Here is a 17178-nt window from a genome sequence, read left to right as displayed (position 1 = left end):
TCCGGCTCCCTTGGTCACGAGGTTGCTCATCAGGACCGCCGTTCGGTGGCTGCGGTGGCGAGACCGGTGAGCGCCGTGCGCGCCGTCTCGTCGATGGGTGCGGTGTCGAGCGCGGACAGCGCCTCGGCCACCCGTTCGGAGATCATCCGCTCCACCCGGGTCGCGGCGCCGGTGTCCCGGACCACGTCGGCCAACCGGGCCAGCTCGCGCGCGCCGCCCACCGAACCGGCCCGGTCCAGGGCGCGGCGTTGGGCCGGGTCGGCGAGCTGCCGGGCCAGCATGAGCAGCGGGGTCGGCTTGCCGGTGCGCAGGTCGTCCCCGGCCGGCTTGCCGGTGGTGGCCGGGTCGCCGAAGACGCCGAGCAGGTCGTCACGGAGTTGGAACGCCTCGCCGACGGCCAGCCCGTAGCGGGTGTACGCGGCGGTCAGCGGGCCGTCCGCGTCGGCGCCGGCCAGGCCGGCGCCGAAGAGCAGCGGGCGCTGGACGGTGTAGCTGGCGGTCTTGTAGCGGGCCACCCGCAGCGCCCGGTCGACCGACCAGTTCGCCCCGTCGTGCTCGCCGAGCACGTCCAGGAACTGCCCGGCGACGGTCTCCACCCGCATCTGGTCGTAGCAGCGGCGCACGTCGAGCAGCCGGTCGGCCGGCACGGCGGCGCGCCCCATGAGCCGGTCGGCCCAGACCATGCAGAGGTCGCCGATGAGTACGGCGACCGCCTCGCCGTACCGGTCGGGGTCGCCGGTGTGTCCGGCGGCCCGGTGCCGGGCGGCGGCGGCCCGGTGCGCGGTGGGTCGACCGCGCCGGACGTCGGAGGCGTCCATCACGTCGTCGTGCACGAGCGCGAACGTGTGCAGCAGTTCCAGCGCGGACAGGGCGGGCAGCACCGAGGGCAGCGGCCCGTCGCCGCCGACCACCCCGCGCCAGCCCCAGTAGGCGAACGTCGGACGCACCCGCTTGCCACCGACGAGCACGGAGTCGCGGGCGGTCGCGGCGAAAGCACCCATCGCCGCGTCGATCTCGGTGAGTGCGTCGACTTCGGCGGCCAGGAACGCCGCCAGGGTGTCGTCGACGCCGGTGACCAGGTCTTGGGTGAACGCGGCCAGTACGCCGTGGACCGGATCGTCAGTCGCTTCCGGCTGTGCCGGCGCGACGCGGAGCGCATTATCCGCAACTGCGTCGTTGGCCATGTGAAGGAGCGTACCCTAGGCTCACGAGTTGCGTCGATTTCTGCGTCGAAACCGAGGAGGGGCCGGTGGACACCGATCTCACCGCTGCCTATGACCGCTGTCGCGAGCTGCACCGGCGTCACGGCCGCACCTACTATCTCGCCACCCGGCTGCTCCCCGCATGGAAACGACGGCATGTGCACGCGCTGTACGGGTTCACCCGCTACGCGGACGAGATCGTCGACCGCACCGAGGACCTGCCGCCCGCCGAGCGCGCCGCCCGGCTGCGTGAGTGGTCCGACCGTTTCGTCGCCGGCCTGCACGGTGCGTCGGTCGACGACCCGCTGCTCCCCGCGGTGCTGCACACCATCGCCGTGTTCGACCTCGACCGCGACGACTTCGCGTCGTTTCTGCGCAGCATGGCGATGGACCTGACGGTCACGTCGTACCCGACCTACGACGACCTGCTCGACTACATGGAGGGCTCGGCCGCCGTCATCGGCACCATGATGCTGCCGATCCTGGGCAGCTCCGACCCGGCCGCCGCCCGGGAGCCGGCCCGGCAGCTCGGCTTCGCGTTCCAACTCACCAACTTCGTCCGGGACGTCGCCGAGGACCTCGACCGGGGCCGGACCTACCTGCCCGACGAGGACCTGGCCAAGTTCGACCTGACCCGCGACGATCTGCTCGCCGCCCAGGCCGCCGGCCGCGCCACCCCGGCGATCCGCGAGCTGATCGAGTACGAGGTGACCCGCGCGCAGGCCCACTACCTCGCCGCCGCGCCGGGCATCCCGCTGCTCCACCCGGCCTCGCAGGCGTGCATGCGCACCGCGTACGCGCTCTACGGCGGGATCCTCGACGAGGTGGCCGGGCAGGGCTTCGACGTCTTCGTCCGCCGGGCCCTGGTGCCGCAGCGGCGGCGGATGGCGGTGGCCGCGCGGGCGCTGCTCACCCCCGCCGGCACGCCGGTGCGGGTGCCCGGTCCGGCGCGGGCGTCGGCCTCGGCCGTGGCCGGATGACCGAGCGTACGGCGGTGGTGCTGTTCACCCGCGACCTGCGGGTGCACGACCACCCGGCGCTGGCCGCGGCGGCCTCGGCGTTCGACCGGGTGGTGCCGCTGTACGTGCTCGACCCGACGCTCGCGAAGCTCTCGCCGAACCGCACCCGGTTCCTGCACCAGAGCCTGGCCGAGCTGCGCGAGGCGCTCCGCCGACGCGGCGGCGACCTGGTGGTCCGGCGCGGCGACCCGGTGGCCGAGACCGTCAAGCTGGCCCGGAAGGTGGGCGCCGAGGGCATCGGGCTCTCCGCCGACGTGAGCCGGTACGCCCACCGCCGGGAACGCCGCCTGCGCGAAGAGTGCGAGCGGCACCGGATGTTCCTGCGGCTCTTCCCCGGGCTGACGATCGTCGACCCGGGCGCGCTCCGGCCCGCCGGCGGCGACCACTACCGGGTGTTCAGCCCCTACTTCCGCGCCTGGCAGGGAGTTCGTCTCCGGGAGGAGCTCGCCGCGCCGAAGCGGATCCGGCTCCCCGACGGCGTCGACCCGGGCCGGCTGCCGGAGCCGCCGAAGGGCGACAGCCCGGACGCCGCCACCGGCGGGGAGAGCGCCGCCCGGCGTCGCCTCAAGGCGTGGCTGCCCACCCTCGACCGCTACGACGACATCCACGACGACATGGCCGGCGACGACACCTCCCGGCTCAGCCCGTACCTCCGATGGGGTTGCGTCTCCCCGCTGGCGGTGGCGAACCGGGCCGGCGACCGCGACGGGCCGTTCGTCCGGCAGCTCTGCTGGCGCGACTTCTACCATCAGGTCGTCGCCGGTTTCCCGGACCTGAGCACGACGGCGTACCGGCGGGGCGCCCGGGAGGACTGGCGGGACGATCCGGCCGCGCTGGCGGCCTGGACCGAGGGGCGCACCGGCATGCCGATCGTGGACGCCGGCATGCGGCAACTGCGCGCCGAGGGTTGGATGCACAACCGCGCCCGGCTGATCACCGCCGGCTACCTGACCAAGCACCTCGGGCTGGACTGGCGGCCCGGGCTGGAGGTCTTCTTCCGCTGGCTGCTCGACGGCGACCGGGTCAACAACTCCGGCAACTGGCAGTGGGTGGCCGGCACCGGCAACGACACCCGGCCGTACCGGGGCTTCAACCCGGTGCGCCAGGCCGACCGGTACGACCCTGACGGCGCGTACGTGCGGCGGTGGGTGCCGGAGCTGGAGTCGGTGGCCGGCAGGGCGGTGCACCAGCCGTGGCGGCTGCCCGACGAGGTGCGCCGCACGCTCGACTACCCGCCCCCGCTCGACGTGCCCGGCGCCGACCCGGTCTGGATGCGTTAGAGCACTCATTACCGGCGCAGGAATTCCGGCCGGGTCCGGTGGCCCGACATCCGGCGGTGCGGAATGCTTGCGGCATGGCAGAGCCGGAACTGGTGGACGTGGTCGTGGTCGGGCTCGGGGTCGGCGGCGAGGAGGTGGCCGGGCGACTCGCCGAGGCCGGGCTCGACGTGGTCGGCATCGAGCGGGACCTGGTCGGTGGCGAGTGCCCCTACTGGGGCTGCGTGCCGAGCAAGATGATGATCCGGGCGGCCAACGCGCTGGCCGAGGCGCACCGGGTCAACGAGCTGGCCGGCTCCGCCCAGGTGCGACCCGACTGGGCGCCGGTGGCGAAGCGGATCCGCGAGGAGGCCACCGACACCTGGGACGACCGGGCGGCGGTGGGCCGTTTCACCGGCCGGGGCGGCCGGTTCGTGCGCGGCAGCGGCCGGCTCGACGGCCCGAACCGGGTCCGCGTCGGCGACCAGGTCTTCGAAGCCCGCTTCGGGGTGGTCCTCGGCACCGGCACCCGGCCCTCGATCCCGCCGGTCGACGGGCTCGCCGACACGCCCTACTGGACCAACCACCAGGCCATCGAGGTCGAGGAACTGCCCGGCACACTGCTGGTGCTCGGCGGCGGCGCGATCGGCCTGGAGCTGGCCCAGGTGTTCGCCCGGTTCGGCGTCCGGGTCACCCTCGTCGAGGCGTCCGACCGGGTGCTCGCCGTCGAGGAGCCGGAGGCGTCCGCGCTCGCCGCCGAGGCGCTCCGCGCCGACGGGGTGGAGATCCACACCGGGGTCAAGGCCGGCCGGGTCAGCCACGACGGCGGCACCTTCACCATCCACGCCGACGGCGCCACGTTCACCGGCGAGAAGCTGCTCGTGGTGACCGGCCGCCGGGCGCACCTGGAGGAGCTGGGGCTGGACACGGCCGGCGTGGACGCCGGGCAGCGCTACCTGCCGGTCAACGACCGGATGCACGTCACCGACGGCATCTGGGCGGTCGGTGACCTCACCGGCGAGGGCGCGTTCACCCACATCGCCATGTACCAGGCCGGCATCGTGGTGGCCGACGTGCTCGACCACATGCGGCGTACCAAGGGTGGCCCGGACGCCAGCGGCACCGCGAGCGTGGTCGGCGGCGCGGCCGGCGTGGTCAGCGCGGTCGGCGGCGCGATGAGCGCGGGCGGACCGACGGCCGCGCCGGGCAGCGTCCCGGTCGCCGACTACCGGGCGTTGCCGCGGGTCACGTTCACCGACCCCGAGGTGGGCGCGGTCGGCCTGACCGAGCAGCAGGCCCGCGACCGGGGCGTCAACGTCCAGGTCGGCTACACCGACCTGACCTCGTCGACCCGGGGCTGGATCCACAAGACCGGCAACGCCGGCTTCATCAAGCTGGTCGCCGACGCCGACCAGGGCGTGCTCGTCGGTGCCACCTCGGCCGGCCCGGCCGGCGGCGAGGTGCTCTCCGCGCTCGTGGTGGCCGTGCACGCGGCGGTGCCGATCAGCCAGCTCCGGCACATGATCTACGCGTACCCGACGTTCCACCGGGCGATCGAGGACGCGCTGCGCAACCTGAAGTGAGCGGTCAGCCGGCCGGCGCGCCGTGCCGGCCGGCGCCGGCGGCGAACCGGCCGGCGCCGCGCACCCCGTCCACCGCCAACGACTCCACGCCGTAGGCAAGCTCCACCGCGAGCGCCTCCGGCTCGGGCCGGCCGGCGCCGCCGAGCAGCGCCGCCCGGTCGTTCCGCAGGCAGGTCTGCGGATGCCGGGCGATCTCGGCGGCCAGCCGCTCGGCCTCCGCCCGGGCCGCACCGGGCGCGACCAGCCGGTTGACCAGACCCATCGCGTACGCCTCGTCGGCCGGCACCGGACGCCCGGTGAGGACGAGGTCCATCGCCCGGCTCTCCCCGATCAGCCGGGGCAGCCGCACCGTGCCACCGTCGATCAGCGGCACCCCCCACCGGCGGCAGAACACGCCGAGCGTGGCGTCCGACTCGGCGACCCGCAGGTCGCACCAGAGCGCCAGCTCCAGCCCGCCGGCCACGGCGTACCCGGAGATCGCGGCGACGACCGGCTTGGACAGCGACATCCGGGTGGGACCCATCGGGCCGTCGCCCTCGGCCTCGACCCGGTTGCCGCGCGGCGTGCCGATCGCCTTGAGGTCGGCGCCGGAGCAGAACGTGCCGCCCGCGCCCCAGAGCACGGCGACCGCCGCGTCCGGGTCGGCGTCGAACGCGCGGAACGCGTCGGCAAGGGCCCGGGCGGTCGGCCCGTCCACCGCGTTACGGGCCTCCGGCCGGTCCAGGATCACCGTGGTCACGCCACCCGCACGCTCGACGTGAACCGCCACCCCCCAAGCATGCCCGCCCCACCCCCACCGCGCCACAACCCCCGGCCGAGCGGCGCGGATTCACGGAAACAGTGCTCATCACGCGCCGGATGAGCACTGTTTCCGTGAATCAGACGGCCCGCTACTTGATGGCGCCGGGTGGGGCCAGCCAGCGCATCGGTTGACCTGTCACCGCGCCGACCTGATCGAAGTCCCGGTCGTAGTGCAGCAACGAAAGGCCGTGGTCTTCGGCAGTGGCGGCGATGAGCAGGTCAACGGCGCCGGCTGACCGATGTGTGCCCTGGGCGGTCAACTCGTGCTGCGTCTCGGCGGCACGCTCGTAGATCCGGTCGGGCATCGCCACCCAGCCGAAGACCGTCCGGAGTTGCTCCTCAAGTTGTGCGCGGTCGGCGACGGACCGGGCGGTGTAGAGAAATTCCAGTTCGACCAGTGGGCAGACCGCAACCAGTCCGGCGGTCACCGTCTGCTCCCAACGGGCCAGCACGTCCGGGTCGCGGAGAAGCCGGACGAGAGCGCTCGTGTCGATCAGGTAGTCCGCGAGCTTCACGAGCGGTAGGTGTCCTTGTCGAGCAACTCGTCGAAGTCACCGGCCCGCCCACGCCCGGCGAGTTCGGTCAAGGCACGGGCACGGCGCAAACGTGCCGCGCCCTCGCGGAGCGCGACGTTTACCGTGTCCTTCTTGGTCTTGGTGCCGAACGCCCGGGCCGCGTCCGCCAGTGCCTCGTCGTCGACATCCACCAGAATCTTGGTCACCCTTGCCTCCTATATACGACAAGCGGCTGAAGTATATCCGCTGGCATGTCGGCGAGGGTTCGAATCGCGACGGGTCAGCGTTCCGCGAGGTCGAGGCGGACCAGGGGGAGGCGGGTGTCCACGTCGGCCGGCAGCGGGCCGTCGCCGGTCAGCTCGGGGATGCCGAGGGTACGGCCCAACGCCGCGGCGGCCCGCCGGTGCCGCTGCCGGTAACGCGCCAGCCGTTGCCGGACCTCCTCCGCGGCCAACACGGTCGCCCGCGCCGGGACGCCCCGGTCCGGGCCGGTCCACACCCGTACCGCCGGATCCGCTCGCACGTTGCGGAACCACTGCGAGCCCGGGCCGTAGCCGGAGGCCAGGAAGAGCGCGCCCGGCTCCCGGTCGACCACCTCCAGCACCACGTACCGGGGCAGGCCGGACCGGCGGCCCCGGTGCTCCAGCATCATCAGCCGGCGGCCGAGGAACCGACCGAGACCGTGCCGGTAGAGCGGGATCGGCGCGCGGGCGAGCCAACGGGGGATGCGACGGCGGGCCATGCCGTCGACCGTACGCCGCTCGATGGGCACCTTTTTCCCCGGCGTCCGGTTTGGGGCCGGTCCGGCCGGGAAGTCGGACCAGGTGCGCGAACTACTGACGAAGCTCGAACAGGCATCCGGTCTCGACCGGGTGGGCGACCGGTTGCAGCGCGCCGTCCAGGGCACGCTGCGCTCGCACCGGGTCCGCGACGCGCTGCACGGCGTCTGGTTGGGTCATCCGCTGCACCCCGCGATGGTGCAGGTGCCGGTCGGCGCGTGGATCTCCGCCGCCGTGGTGGACCTGCTTCCCGGCCAGCGCCGGGCCGCCACCGCCCTGGTCGGGCTCGGCACGGTGAGCGCGCTCCCGGCCGCGGTCGCCGGCTGGAACGACTGGGCGGCGCTCTCCCGTGACCAGCGCCGGGTCGGGCTGGTGCACGCCGGGGCCAACATCGTCGGCCTGACGCTCTACGCCGGCTCGCTCGCGGCCCGGCTCAACGGGCGGCACGGGCTCGGCCGGGCCCTCGCCTACCTGGGGCTGTCCGCGGCGAGCGGCGGCGCGTACCTGGGTGGGCACCTCGCGTACAAGCAGGGGGCCCAGGTCAGTCAGAGCATCTCCGAGCTGCACCTGATCGGCGACGGCTGGCACTCGGTGGGCGACCTGAGCGACCTGCCGCAACGCGAACCGGTCACCCGGACGATCGACGACGTCTCGGTGCTCCTCTACCGGCACGGCGACGACGTCACGGTGATGCTCGAACGCTGCCCGCACCAGAGCGGCCCGCTCGGCGCGGGTGAGGTGCAGCAGATCGACGGCCACGCCTGTGTGGTCTGCCCGTGGCACGGCAGCGCGTTCCGGCTGGACAACGGCCAGGTGGCGCGCGGCCCGGCCGCCAACGACCAGGCCGTGCTCCCCACCCGCGTGGTGTCCGGCCGGGTCGAGGCCCGCCTGCCCTGAGCGGCCGGCGCCGGGTCAGTCCCGGCGGTGCCGCCCGTTGCCGAGCGCACGCGCCGCCGCCGGTCGGCGACGCAGCCCGAGGACGGCGCCGATCTGCGCCCCCACGATGCTTGCCACCGCCAGCACCGCCGAGATGGCGAGCGGACGGTTGATGCCCTCCTCGGCCGTGGCCCGGGACGCGCCCGCCGCCATGGCCGGCGGCTGCCCCTCCGGCGCTTCCACGGTGGGCGTGGTGTCCTGCGCGGACGTGTCCGGCGCGGGCTGCGGCTCGGTCGCGGACGCGCCGCCCTCGGTGGGCTTCGGCGCGGTCGCGGACGCACCCCCCTCCGCCGGCTTCGCCGGTGCGGGCCGGGCCGGCCGCACCACCAGCCGGCCGGCGGCGTGCCGCCGGGCACCGTCGTCCACCGCGCCGCCGGGCAGCTCGATGAGCTGGCCGGGGCGGATCCGGTCCGGGTCGGCGAGCCGGTTCATCCGGGCCAGCTCCCGGTAGCGGTCGAAGTCGTCCAGGTAACGGTCGGCCACCTCACCCAGGTAGTCCCCCTTCGCCACCCGGTACACGGCCGGGCCGGTGGCGTCCGGCGCGGCCCGGGCCGGCGTGGCGACGTGCGGGGCCGCGTACGCCGTGCTGACGGCGGGGGCGGCGACCACCGGCTGCGGGGCGGTGAGCGCGGCGGCGCTCGCCGCGGCCGGGCTGGCCGCCAGGATCAGCGCCACCGAACCGACGAGCGCGGCGGCGGCCCGCTGCTGGCGGCGCATCCCGGGCAGCTTCGGCGCGGGCCGGCGCACCGCCGACGCCAGCAGCTCCACCACCACGGAGAACGCGAACGTGGCCCACCCGAACCAGCCCACCACGGCGAGCGCCCGCAGGAAGAGCTGCCCGTCGTCGCGGCTGGTCAAGGCCGTGCCCACCTCGGCCAGCGTGGGCAGGTGGTCGGGGAGCGGGTTGCCGGCGAAGGCCAGCAGCGCGATCGGCCCGCCGGCCAGCACCCCGACGAGCACGACGAGCGCGCCGAGCCCGGTGAGGACCTGCCCGGCGCGGCGGACGGCGGAGCGTCCCGGTGCACCCATGGCGACCTTCCTTCCTACGGTCCGGTGAGCCCCCGAGCGGTGGCCTCACCGGTGACGGTGGCGGTCTTCTGCACGCCGAAGAGACCGAGCAGGTCCCGGCGGTAGGTGATCCGGACGCGTACCCGGATCTGGGTCTCGACGCCGACCACGGGGAAGTCGACCTCGTGGTCGGCGACGCCGCCGGCGACGACCAGGTAGTCGGCGACGGCCTTCCGGGCGGCGACCTGGTCGATCCGCTTCGGGCCGCCGTCGATGGCGCTCGCGCGGTCGATCATCTGGCCGCCGCTGCGGGCCGCCTCGGCGGCCAGGTTGTCGGCGCGTTGCAGCGTGCGTAGTTGCCCGGCGCCGTCGTAGGCGAGGCTGACGATCGCCAGCACGCCCGTCATCGCCACCGCCAGGAAGAGGCTCACCCGGCCGCTCTCCGCGCCGCGCCGCGTCATCCCCGGCTCCGGTAGGTGTCGAGCGGCGAGGTGAAGCGCGCCGAGACGGTCTTGCCGCCCGGCACCCCGGGCAGCCCGGGCGCGCGCATGTCCTCGAAGGAGACCGTGCAGGTCACCGTCACCGTGACGGTCGCCGGCACGCCGGCGGCGCTGCGGTACGCCCGGTTGAAGCTGGCTGGCTTGCCGGCCACCGACCCGGTCAGGCCCAGCGTCGGTGGCGCGGCGCAGCGCAGCCCGGACCAGTTGAGCTGGTCACGGGCCGCCTTCTCGGCCGCCTTCCGGCCGTCGGCGGCGGTCCGGGCGAGCGAGGCGGCCCGGGCGGCGTCGTGCGCGGCGGACTCCACCGCCTCGTCGGCGACGGCGGTCCGGCCGACCACGCCGGCCAGCACCATCAGCCCGATGAAGGCGGGGGCGAGGACCGCCACCTCGATCGAGACGGAACCTCGGTCCCGGGGCACCGGCGTCACCCCGTCCAGCGTTCGGCGGGGCCGTGCGCGGTCTGCACGACCTCGAAGTCGACGCCGGGAACGACCGACAGGGACCGTCCGCGCACCGTGCAGGTGACGTCGGTGGCGGTCTCCACGCAGGTCGGGCCGGTCTTGTCCCAGCCGACGAGCCAGTCACCGGAGCGGCGCAGGAAGTCGGTGGCCCGCGCCCGCCCGGCGTCCGGCGCGGCGTCGTACGAGCGTTGCGCGTTCACCCCGGTCTGGGCCGCGTTGAGCGCGGTGGACCGGGCGACGAACCAGACGGCGACCTGGATCGAGCCGAAGAGCAGCACCAGGATCGCCGGCATCATCACGGCCAGCTCGACCGGGTTGGCGCCCCGCTCGCGCCCGTCCGCAACGAGGCGGGCGCGCAGGGCGGCGACGATCCGCCCCGGGCCGCGCGGACCGGACCGGCCGGCGCGAGCCGGCCGGTTCCGGACCGTACGGGCGGGGCGGGACGTCACTTGGTCTCCACCGGGTCCTTGTGGTCGGGAATGTTGGTCATCCAGTCCCGCGCCTTGGTCAGGGCGATTCCGGTGACGATGACCGCCACCGCGACCAGGCCGAAGATGATGACAGCGGTCGGCACCGGGCTGTCGCCGCGCTCGGCGCGGTGTCGCAGCTCGGCGACGCGGCTCCGGACCGCCGCGTAGACGTAGGTGCTGAGGAGTTGCATGGCCGTACTCCTTATCGGGGGTGGGTGTCACAGGCGGGCGAGGAACGGATAGACGGCGAAGCCGAGCAGGACGAAGACCAGCAGCGAGCCGGGAATGTCCAACTTGCTGGTCACCCCCTCGGCGCGGGTCAGGTTGTCGGTGCGGATCTGGTCGCGCAGCGAGTCGGCGCGGGCGCGCAACGTCTCGTGCACCTGGGCGCCCTCACTGCCGGAGGACCGCATGATGGCGCCCACGTCGCCCAGCTCCGGGATGCCGATCCGGTCGGCCAGCTCCTGCAACTCGTCCCACGGCGAGTGCATCTGGAGCTGGGCGAGCCGCAGCGCCTCCCGGATCCGGTCGAAGACCCAGCCGTCGCAGACCGTCGCCGCGCGTTCCAGCGACTGCACCGGGCCGTGCGCGGCGGAGAGCTGCAACGCCACCAGGTCGAGGTAGGTGCAGACGGCCTGCCGGAACTCGTCCCGGGCGGCGTCCGCCTTGGTCAGCACCGAGCGGTGCGCGACGAGACCGGCGAGCAGCGCCATCCCGAGGCTGGCCAGCAGCGGTACGACCACCGGCACGGACACCCCGCCCAGGAAGAGCACGGCCGAGGCGACCGCCGGGGTGGCGAACCCGACGAGCGCGGAGAGCAGCACCGACAGGGCGTACTGCTCGGGGGTCCGGTCGAGCAGGGCGAGCTGCCGGGTCGGCGGGCGCAGCCAGCGGGCGAAGCCGCCGAGCCAGTCCGGCCCGGCACCGGCCACCGGTGCCTGGCCGGGCGGCTGGTGCAGCCGGCGCAGCGCCGGGCCGAGCGCCGGCGTGGCCGGCAACGCCTCGCGGACCACGAGGAACAGACCGAGCCCGACCGCGCATCCGCCCAGCACCGCCACCACGAGATGCCAGTTGGTCATCGGACCGGCCCTTCGTTCGCGACCAGCTCACTCCTCGCGCTCACGCGATCGCCTCTTCCGGGTCCGGGGCCGGCAGGAAACGCGCCGGGCGCGGCGGCTGGCTCATCGACCGCACCCAGACCAGCAGCCCGATGAAGGCCGCGCCGAGCACCGCCATCACGAGCTGCCCGGTCAAGGTCCCGTAGGGACGGATGTAGTCGTTGTTCACCAGCCCGTACGCGAGCGTCGCCAGGGTCATCCCGGTGAGGAAGCGGACCGCGAACCGGGGTTGGGTCCGCTTGGCCTCGACCTCGCGCCGGGTGGCCACCTCGGCGGAGGCCGCGCCGGCGATCGAGCCGAGCACGTCACCGAGGCGCTCGCCCCGGTCGGTCAGGTGCAGGATCAGCGCGGCCACCACCTGGTCGGCGACCGGGTCGGCGATCTCGTCGGCGAACGCGAGCAGCGCGGACTTCGCCAGCCAGCCGGCCTGGAGGCGGGCGGCGAGCGTGCGTACCTCCTCCTGGATCTCCTCCGGCGCGGTGGTGATGGTGCCGACGATGGCCTGTTGGAGTCCCTGCCCGGTGGCGGAGACGTCCTTGAGTCGCCGGGTCCACTCGCCGACCGCCTCGACCCGGGCGATGGCCCGCTGCTCGGCCCGGCCGACGGCGAACAGCCACGGCACCCCGGGCACCGCGAGCGCCACCAGCAGGCCCACCACCGGCAAGCCGGTGATCAGGAATGCCAGTGCCCCGGCGGCGACGGCCCCGCCGAGCAGGAGCTGGTGGCGTCGCCGCTCGGCGCGGCTGGCCCCGGAGCCGGTCCAGAGTCGGCTCAGGCCCGGCCCGGCCTCACCCGGCGTCGACCTGGGCGGCCGGCGGGTGCCGACAAGCGCGACCACGGCGAGCACCAGCCCGGCCACACAGGCGGCGCCGGACACCAGCGCGATCAGCTCGATCTGCGTCACGCCGGCCCCCCGCCCGGCCGCCGCCCGAGGCGGGTGTGGCGGGGCCGCCGCCAGGCGCCGACGCCGGCCTCGACGAACCGGGTGAGCAGCCGGGCGTCGTAGCCGACGCGCAGCAGTTGGTCGCGGATCCGTTCGGGCAGGTGGCGGGGGACCGCCCGGCCGTCCGCCCCCGGGCCGAAGACGGTGGTGGTGGTGATCCGGTTGCCCTCGCCGACGCCGATGACCTCCTCGACGTGCGAGACGAAGCGGTGCTTGCGACCGCCGATCGCGGTCTCGTCCTCGACCGTGACGTAGACGATGAGGTCGAGCGCGTTGCCCGCCATCCGGCGGGCCTGGTCGACTGTCATCTCCCGGCCGTGGGACAGCGCCAGCTCGATGATCCGTTCGCTCACCCCGGCCGGGGTACGGGCGTGGATGGTGCACATCGACCCGCGGCTTGTGGTCATCGCCTGGAGCATCGGCACGATCTCCCGGGACCGCACCTCGCCGACGATGATCCGCAGCACGCCCATCCGCAGCGACACCGGGATCAGGTCGGCGATGCTCACCTCACCCGCGGGTCGCCCGTCCGCGCCGCGCTCACCGTGCCCCTCCCGGGACTCGAAGCTCATCACCGCCCGGTGCTTGTGCCCGCGCCGGGCCGGCAGCAGTTCCCGGCTCTCCTCCAGCAGCACGTACGGCTCGTCGGCCGGGATGTCGTCCATCAGCGCCCGGATGACGGTGGTCTTCCCGGCTCCGGCCAGCCCGGCGACCATGATGTTCAGCCCGGCCCGCATGGACGCGCGGAGGAAGTCGCGCAGCAGCGGGTCGATCATCTCGTCCAGGTCGGGCCGCGCGCCGGCGATGTCCTCCAGGCTCACGTCGAGCGTGTTGTGCTTGCGGATCACCGCGTAGGGACGGTGGCTGACCAGGAAGACCGCGGCGAGCCGGCTGCCGTCGGGCAGTTGCAGGTCGAGCGTGGGCTTGGAGGTGGAGAGCGACCGTTCGGTCGCGCCGGCCCGGCGGGCCGCGGCCTGGAGGATCTCCACCAACTCGTCGTCGCTGTCGGCGATCGGCTCGGCCCAGTCGACGCCGCCGCCGTGCCGGGTGATGCGCACCTGGTCGCAGCCGAGGATGTGCACCTCCTCGATGGTCTCGTCGACGAGCAGCGTCTGGAGTCGACCGAGCCCGACCAGCTCGGCGGTCACCTGGTCGAGCAGCAGCCGCTCCGCGTCGGCGGGCATCGGCGTGCCGGCCCGGCGCACCGAGTCGGCGTACGCGGAGACCACCGCGACGGCCAGCCGGGCCCGCTCGGTCTCCTCGGCGTCGGCGTCGAACTCCCGCCCGCGCTGCCAGTGGGTGAGCCGCTCGCTCAACTCCCGGCGCAGCTCGCGGACCACGGCGAAGTCGACCCGGGGGCGGGGCGGTGGCGCGGGTGGCGCGGCGGGCAAAGCCGGGCCGGCGACGTGGTGCCGCCCGTTCGGCGGGGCCAGCGGCGGGACCGTGGAGACGACCCCGGGTTGCTGCCCGCGCGGGTCGTGCGAGACCGGCTCAAACCGCACCTGGCACCTCCGGCGCGAGCGGCGCGCTCACCGCGTGGGCGGACGTCGCACCGGGCCAGGCCAGCCGGGCCCGACGGCGGTCCAGCAGCGCCCGGACCGGCACCTCGAGCGCGCCGGCCGCGCGCATGAGCGGCCGACCGGCGCGTACGGTGCCGCCGTGCGCGAGCACCTCGGCGGTACGCGGGTCGTGTGGCAGCCGGGCGATCACCGGCAGCCGCAGCGCCTTGCTGATCTCACTGGTGCCGTGCCCGTCGCCGACCACCAGCAGCCGCAGGTTGCCGGGCGGGACGCGGTGTTCGGTGAGGTCCCGTTCGATCGCCCGGACGGTGGACCGGGTGGCGGAGAGGTCGGGCAGGTGCGCGCGGGTGGCGAGCAGCACCACCGCGGCGGCCCGCAGCAGCGGCCACGGTGGACCGTCGACCGCCAACCGGCCACAGTCGACGAGCACGTCGTACGGGGGTACGCCCCGGTCCAGCCCGGTGAAGTAGTCGGCGAAGCGTTGCCAGAGCGGCACCACGCTGCCGGCCTGCGCCGGGTCGACCACGCCGGGCAGGAGCAGCCGTTCGCGGCGCGGCGCGTCCAGGTCGACGAGTTGCGACCAGAACGCGGTCTCCAGGCTGCCGTCGCGCAGCTCACCGACGGCAAGTTCGCCGATGCCGCGCGGGCCGTCGAGCGTGCCGCCCAGGTAGCCGGCGAGGATCGAGCCGCCCGCCGGGTCGCACTCGGCCAGCACGAGCCGGCGGTGCCAGCTCAGCGCCGCGGCCAGCGCGGTGGTGGTGACGCCCGGCGAGCCCTTCGCCGACACCAGGGCGATGATCGCCATCAGGCCGCCTCGACCAGCACGAGTGCGACCCGGTCGTCCGCGGCCAGCACCACCACCGCCGGCACGTCCCGGACGGCCAGCGCCAGGTAGACCACCACGTCGCTGCTCTCCGGCACGGCGGTGTCGATCACGGTGGCCTCGAACCGGGTGCCGCCGCGGGTCGCCTCGGCGCCGCTGGTGCCGGTGTCCGGCGTGCTGACCAGCAGCACCTTGTCACCGGGGTGCAGTTTGCGGGCGGGCACCTGGTCGGACGCCAACCCCAGCGCGATCTGCTGCTGGCCGGGGCCGAGCAGGGGGGCTTCGGTGAGCTGGGTCGTGGTGAGCAGGGTGCCGGGGGTGAGCCGGACGGCGGCCCGCAGGCCGAGCAGGTCCTTCATCCGGTCGGCGGGCACCGGCCGCAGCTCGCGCCCGCCGGAGAGCTGGACCGGCACCAGGTCGTCGGCGGTGATCTGCTGCCCCACCTCGACCGGGCGGGCCACCGCCAGGTAGGTGCCGGTGGACCGCACCGAGGTGACCGCGAACGCGGCGCCCAGCCCGCCGAGCGCGATCAGCAGGATCGCCAGGCCGAGCAGGCCGGGTCGGATCCGTCGCTGCCGGACCACCTTGGGCGGCGCCACCGGCGCCTCCACCGGGGTCCCGTTCCGGGACGCCACCATGCTCATCGGGTCACCACCTGAAGTTCGTTGATCTGCACCGGGATCACACCGCTGGTCCGGGTCTGGGCGATCTCACCGCTCTCGCCGCCACTCGACGACCACTCGACCGTCCAGTAGGCGGTGGCGTAGACCCGGTAGGTGTCCGCCTTCGGGTAGCCGTTGGGCAGGCCGCAGTCGGGTGAGGCGGACCCGGCCCGTGGCCCGTCCGCCTTGTAGGGGGTGCCCGGCCCGTCGCACTCGACGTCGAGGCCGTCGGCCATGTGCCAGACGATCCGGTTCACCGTCGCGGTGATCTCCACGGTCAGTCCCCGCTCCGAGGCCGAGGCGTGCAGCGGCCCGAAGTAGGAGTTGCCGGGGCTGGCCCACATCCACACCGGCAGGCCGACCAGCCCGGGCCCCTTGCTGCGCCGGGGCGCGACAGCCGTCCGCGGGGGCAGCAGCGAGATCGAGGCCAGGGCGCGGCGGGCCAGCTCCTCCGGGTCGGGTGGCGTGCCGAAGCCGGGCGGCGGGGCGGCGAGCAGGACGTTCACCTGGTTGCCGAGGCCGCCGTTGCAACTGGCCGTATACCACTGCTGGCCCTCGGGAGCGGGATCCTGCGGAGAGGCAAGCTTGTAGTAGCAGCCGTCGGCGTTGTTGAACCAGCCGAGGATGTCGTCGTAGCACTTGACGACCTGGCTCTCCCACTGGCACTTGGCGGTGCCGCCGTCGTTGCCGCCGCCTCCGCCCTCGTTCCCGCCGCCTCCGCCGTCGTTCCCGCCGCCACCCGGCACCGGCGGGTCGTCGTCCCAGACGTCGCAGTCAACCTGGTCGGGTGTGCAGGAGCCGCCCGGGTCGGCGGCCCGCGCGGGCGCGCCGGCAAGCGTGAGCAGCGCGACCAGGCCGGCGGTGAACCACCGGCGGGGCGTCCCGGCCCGGCGGGCCGGGACGCCCTCGCCTCCCCAGGTCAGCACGGCTGGTCCCGGTGCGCGGCACCGGTCTTGACCAGCCAGCGGCCGTCCGGATAGCGGGCCGCGGTGGCGGTGGCCAGGTAGCGCCCGCCGCGGGTGCCGGGCACCGTCTTGCGGTCCTTGGCGTAGACGAGCCGGTAGCCGGTCGAGTCCAGGCAGTCCTGGATCTCGACGGTGGGCAGCGGGGCGGTCAGGTCGACCGAGACGACGGTGGGGTCGGAAACCAGTTTTCCGGTACGCATCGCGCCGTGCTCCTTCGCGTCACGAATTGCCAACCGAACCTGGGTCAGCAGCGGGTCGGCCAGAAAGCGTGCCAGTGCGGGGTGGCCGGGATCGCTGCGTGCGCTTGCCGCCCGGGACGCGGCGAGATAGCCGGAATAGGCGGCGAGTGCCGATTTTTCGGCCGCCTTCTCCTCGGCGGCGGAATGGACGGCCGGTGCGGGGGCGTCGCCGGTCAGCGGGCGGGCGGCCACCTCGGGCTCGGTGCCGCACCCGGCCGCGCCGGTCAGCAGCGCCAGGCTGAGCAGGCAGCTTTCCCATCGACGGGATTGCCATGTGCGCAACGCCGAGCCCTCCTCGGTGCCGGCCCGGCACGGTCGTGTCGACACGCTCCGGGCATGCGGAAGCGCGCCCGGATCTGCCCGGCCGGGCCTCGGCCG

General features: G+C 74.5%; 21 protein-coding genes. 4 read left to right on the top strand and 17 right to left on the bottom strand.

Annotated elements, in window-relative coordinates; genetic code table 11:
- Positions 1-29: 29 nt before the first annotated feature.
- A complete protein-coding gene (locus O7602_RS28080; protein ID WP_281585607.1) occupies positions 30-1184 on the bottom strand; it encodes a polyprenyl synthetase family protein in 1155 nt (384 codons plus the stop codon).
- Positions 1185-1249: 65 nt separating this feature from the next.
- Here O7602_RS28080 and O7602_RS28075 point away from each other — a divergent pair, with 65 nt between their 5' ends.
- The 3 genes from O7602_RS28075 (at position 1250) to O7602_RS28065 (ending at position 5060) form a co-directional block, all read left to right on the top strand.
- Positions 1250-2182, top strand: coding sequence for a phytoene/squalene synthase family protein (locus O7602_RS28075; RefSeq protein ID WP_281585606.1), 933 nt, complete (start codon positions 1250-1252; stop codon positions 2180-2182).
- Positions 2179-3501 carry a deoxyribodipyrimidine photo-lyase gene (locus O7602_RS28070; RefSeq protein ID WP_281585605.1) on the top strand — a complete coding sequence of 441 codons (1323 nt, stop codon included), beginning with the start codon at positions 2179-2181 and terminating at the stop codon, positions 3499-3501. Before O7602_RS28075 ends, O7602_RS28070 begins: the two co-directional genes overlap by 4 nt.
- A gap of 74 nt (positions 3502-3575) precedes the next feature.
- Positions 3576-5060 carry an FAD-dependent oxidoreductase gene (locus O7602_RS28065; protein ID WP_281585604.1) on the top strand — a complete coding sequence of 495 codons (1485 nt, stop codon included), beginning with the start codon at positions 3576-3578 and terminating at the stop codon, positions 5058-5060.
- A 4-nt stretch (positions 5061-5064) separates the two neighbouring features.
- Here the strand turns inward: O7602_RS28065 and O7602_RS28060 are convergent, their stop codons facing one another.
- From O7602_RS28060 to O7602_RS28045, 4 genes are all read right to left on the bottom strand, one after another.
- Positions 5065-5829 carry a crotonase/enoyl-CoA hydratase family protein gene (locus O7602_RS28060; protein WP_281585603.1) on the bottom strand — a complete coding sequence of 255 codons (765 nt, stop codon included), beginning with the start codon at positions 5827-5829 and terminating at the stop codon, positions 5065-5067.
- 121 nt (positions 5830-5950) lie between these two features.
- The gene (locus O7602_RS28055; protein ID WP_281585602.1) at positions 5951-6376 is read right to left on the bottom strand and encodes a PIN domain nuclease; all 426 of its coding nucleotides are present in this window, start codon (positions 6374-6376) and stop codon (positions 5951-5953) included.
- Positions 6373-6582: a type II toxin-antitoxin system VapB family antitoxin gene (locus O7602_RS28050; RefSeq protein WP_281585601.1), complete on the bottom strand. Its 210-nt coding sequence runs from the start codon at positions 6580-6582 to the stop codon at positions 6373-6375. Before O7602_RS28050 ends, O7602_RS28055 begins: the two co-directional genes overlap by 4 nt.
- A gap of 74 nt (positions 6583-6656) precedes the next feature.
- Positions 6657-7118 carry a nitroreductase family deazaflavin-dependent oxidoreductase gene (locus O7602_RS28045; protein ID WP_281585600.1) on the bottom strand — a complete coding sequence of 154 codons (462 nt, stop codon included), beginning with the start codon at positions 7116-7118 and terminating at the stop codon, positions 6657-6659.
- 82 nt (positions 7119-7200) lie between these two features.
- Between O7602_RS28045 and O7602_RS28040 the strand changes: the two genes are divergently transcribed.
- Positions 7201-8052, top strand: coding sequence for a Rieske 2Fe-2S domain-containing protein (locus O7602_RS28040; protein ID WP_281585599.1), 852 nt, complete (start codon positions 7201-7203; stop codon positions 8050-8052).
- A gap of 15 nt (positions 8053-8067) precedes the next feature.
- On the opposite strand, the gene O7602_RS28035 is transcribed toward O7602_RS28040, so the two are convergent.
- The 12 genes from O7602_RS28035 to O7602_RS27980 form a co-directional block, all read right to left on the bottom strand.
- Positions 8068-9120: a LysM domain-containing protein gene (locus tag O7602_RS28035; protein ID WP_281585598.1), complete on the bottom strand. Its 1053-nt coding sequence runs from the start codon at positions 9118-9120 to the stop codon at positions 8068-8070.
- Between the two features lie 14 nt (positions 9121-9134).
- Positions 9135-9560 carry a hypothetical protein gene (locus tag O7602_RS28030; RefSeq protein WP_281585597.1) on the bottom strand — a complete coding sequence of 142 codons (426 nt, stop codon included), beginning with the start codon at positions 9558-9560 and terminating at the stop codon, positions 9135-9137.
- Positions 9557-10036, bottom strand: coding sequence for a TadE/TadG family type IV pilus assembly protein (locus O7602_RS28025; protein WP_281590580.1), 480 nt, complete (start codon positions 10034-10036; stop codon positions 9557-9559). The genes O7602_RS28030 and O7602_RS28025 overlap by 4 nt, the downstream gene beginning before the upstream one ends.
- Positions 10024-10431 carry a TadE/TadG family type IV pilus assembly protein gene (locus O7602_RS28020; protein ID WP_281590578.1) on the bottom strand — a complete coding sequence of 136 codons (408 nt, stop codon included), beginning with the start codon at positions 10429-10431 and terminating at the stop codon, positions 10024-10026. Before O7602_RS28020 ends, O7602_RS28025 begins: the two co-directional genes overlap by 13 nt.
- A gap of 74 nt (positions 10432-10505) precedes the next feature.
- Entirely contained in the window at positions 10506-10721 is a 216-nt protein-coding gene (locus O7602_RS28015) for a hypothetical protein (protein ID WP_281585596.1), read from the bottom strand.
- Between the two features lie 27 nt (positions 10722-10748).
- Positions 10749-11609, bottom strand: coding sequence for a type II secretion system F family protein (locus O7602_RS28010; protein WP_281585595.1), 861 nt, complete (start codon positions 11607-11609; stop codon positions 10749-10751).
- Positions 11610-11649: 40 nt separating this feature from the next.
- Positions 11650-12552 carry a type II secretion system F family protein gene (locus O7602_RS28005; protein ID WP_281585594.1) on the bottom strand — a complete coding sequence of 301 codons (903 nt, stop codon included), beginning with the start codon at positions 12550-12552 and terminating at the stop codon, positions 11650-11652.
- Complete coding sequence (locus O7602_RS28000; protein ID WP_281585593.1) at positions 12549-14093, bottom strand: CpaF/VirB11 family protein; 1545 nt, start codon at positions 14091-14093, stop codon at positions 12549-12551. The genes O7602_RS28005 and O7602_RS28000 overlap by 4 nt, the downstream gene beginning before the upstream one ends.
- On the bottom strand, positions 14083-14916 hold the full coding sequence (locus O7602_RS27995; RefSeq protein ID WP_281585592.1) for a ParA family protein: 834 nt from the start codon (positions 14914-14916) through the stop codon (positions 14083-14085). The genes O7602_RS28000 and O7602_RS27995 overlap by 11 nt, the downstream gene beginning before the upstream one ends.
- Positions 14916-15578, bottom strand: coding sequence for an SAF domain-containing protein (locus O7602_RS27990; RefSeq protein ID WP_281585591.1), 663 nt, complete (start codon positions 15576-15578; stop codon positions 14916-14918). The genes O7602_RS27995 and O7602_RS27990 overlap by 1 nt, the downstream gene beginning before the upstream one ends.
- Complete coding sequence (locus tag O7602_RS27985; protein WP_281590576.1) at positions 15575-16450, bottom strand: hypothetical protein; 876 nt, start codon at positions 16448-16450, stop codon at positions 15575-15577. The genes O7602_RS27990 and O7602_RS27985 overlap by 4 nt, the downstream gene beginning before the upstream one ends.
- A 65-nt stretch (positions 16451-16515) precedes the next feature.
- Positions 16516-17082, bottom strand: coding sequence for a hypothetical protein (locus O7602_RS27980; protein ID WP_281590574.1), 567 nt, complete (start codon positions 17080-17082; stop codon positions 16516-16518).
- Positions 17083-17178 lie beyond the last annotated feature (96 nt).

It is taken from the genome of Micromonospora sp. WMMD1128 (assembly GCF_027497235.1).
GTDB lineage: Bacteria > Actinomycetota > Actinomycetes > Mycobacteriales > Micromonosporaceae > Micromonospora.
This window is presented reverse-complemented; position numbering and strand designations above follow the sequence as displayed.

Coding starts and splice junctions, on each gene's coding strand:
- O7602_RS28045 (WP_281585600.1), bottom strand. CDS start 7,118: ATGGCCCGCCGTCGCATCCCCCGTTGGCTCGCCCGCGCGCCGATCCCG.
- O7602_RS28035 (WP_281585598.1), bottom strand. CDS start 9,120: ATGGGTGCACCGGGACGCTCCGCCGTCCGCCGCGCCGGGCAGGTCCTC.
- O7602_RS27995 (WP_281585592.1), bottom strand. CDS start 14,916: ATGGCGATCATCGCCCTGGTGTCGGCGAAGGGCTCGCCGGGCGTCACC.
- O7602_RS28010 (WP_281585595.1), bottom strand. CDS start 11,609: ATGACCAACTGGCATCTCGTGGTGGCGGTGCTGGGCGGATGCGCGGTC.
- O7602_RS28015 (WP_281585596.1), bottom strand. CDS start 10,721: ATGCAACTCCTCAGCACCTACGTCTACGCGGCGGTCCGGAGCCGCGTC.
- O7602_RS28080 (WP_281585607.1), bottom strand. CDS start 1,184: ATGGCCAACGACGCAGTTGCGGATAATGCGCTCCGCGTCGCGCCGGCA.
- O7602_RS28065 (WP_281585604.1), top strand. CDS start 3,576: ATGGCAGAGCCGGAACTGGTGGACGTGGTCGTGGTCGGGCTCGGGGTC.
- O7602_RS28030 (WP_281585597.1), bottom strand. CDS start 9,560: ATGACGCGGCGCGGCGCGGAGAGCGGCCGGGTGAGCCTCTTCCTGGCG.
- O7602_RS27990 (WP_281585591.1), bottom strand. CDS start 15,578: ATGAGCATGGTGGCGTCCCGGAACGGGACCCCGGTGGAGGCGCCGGTG.
- O7602_RS28070 (WP_281585605.1), top strand. CDS start 2,179: ATGACCGAGCGTACGGCGGTGGTGCTGTTCACCCGCGACCTGCGGGTG.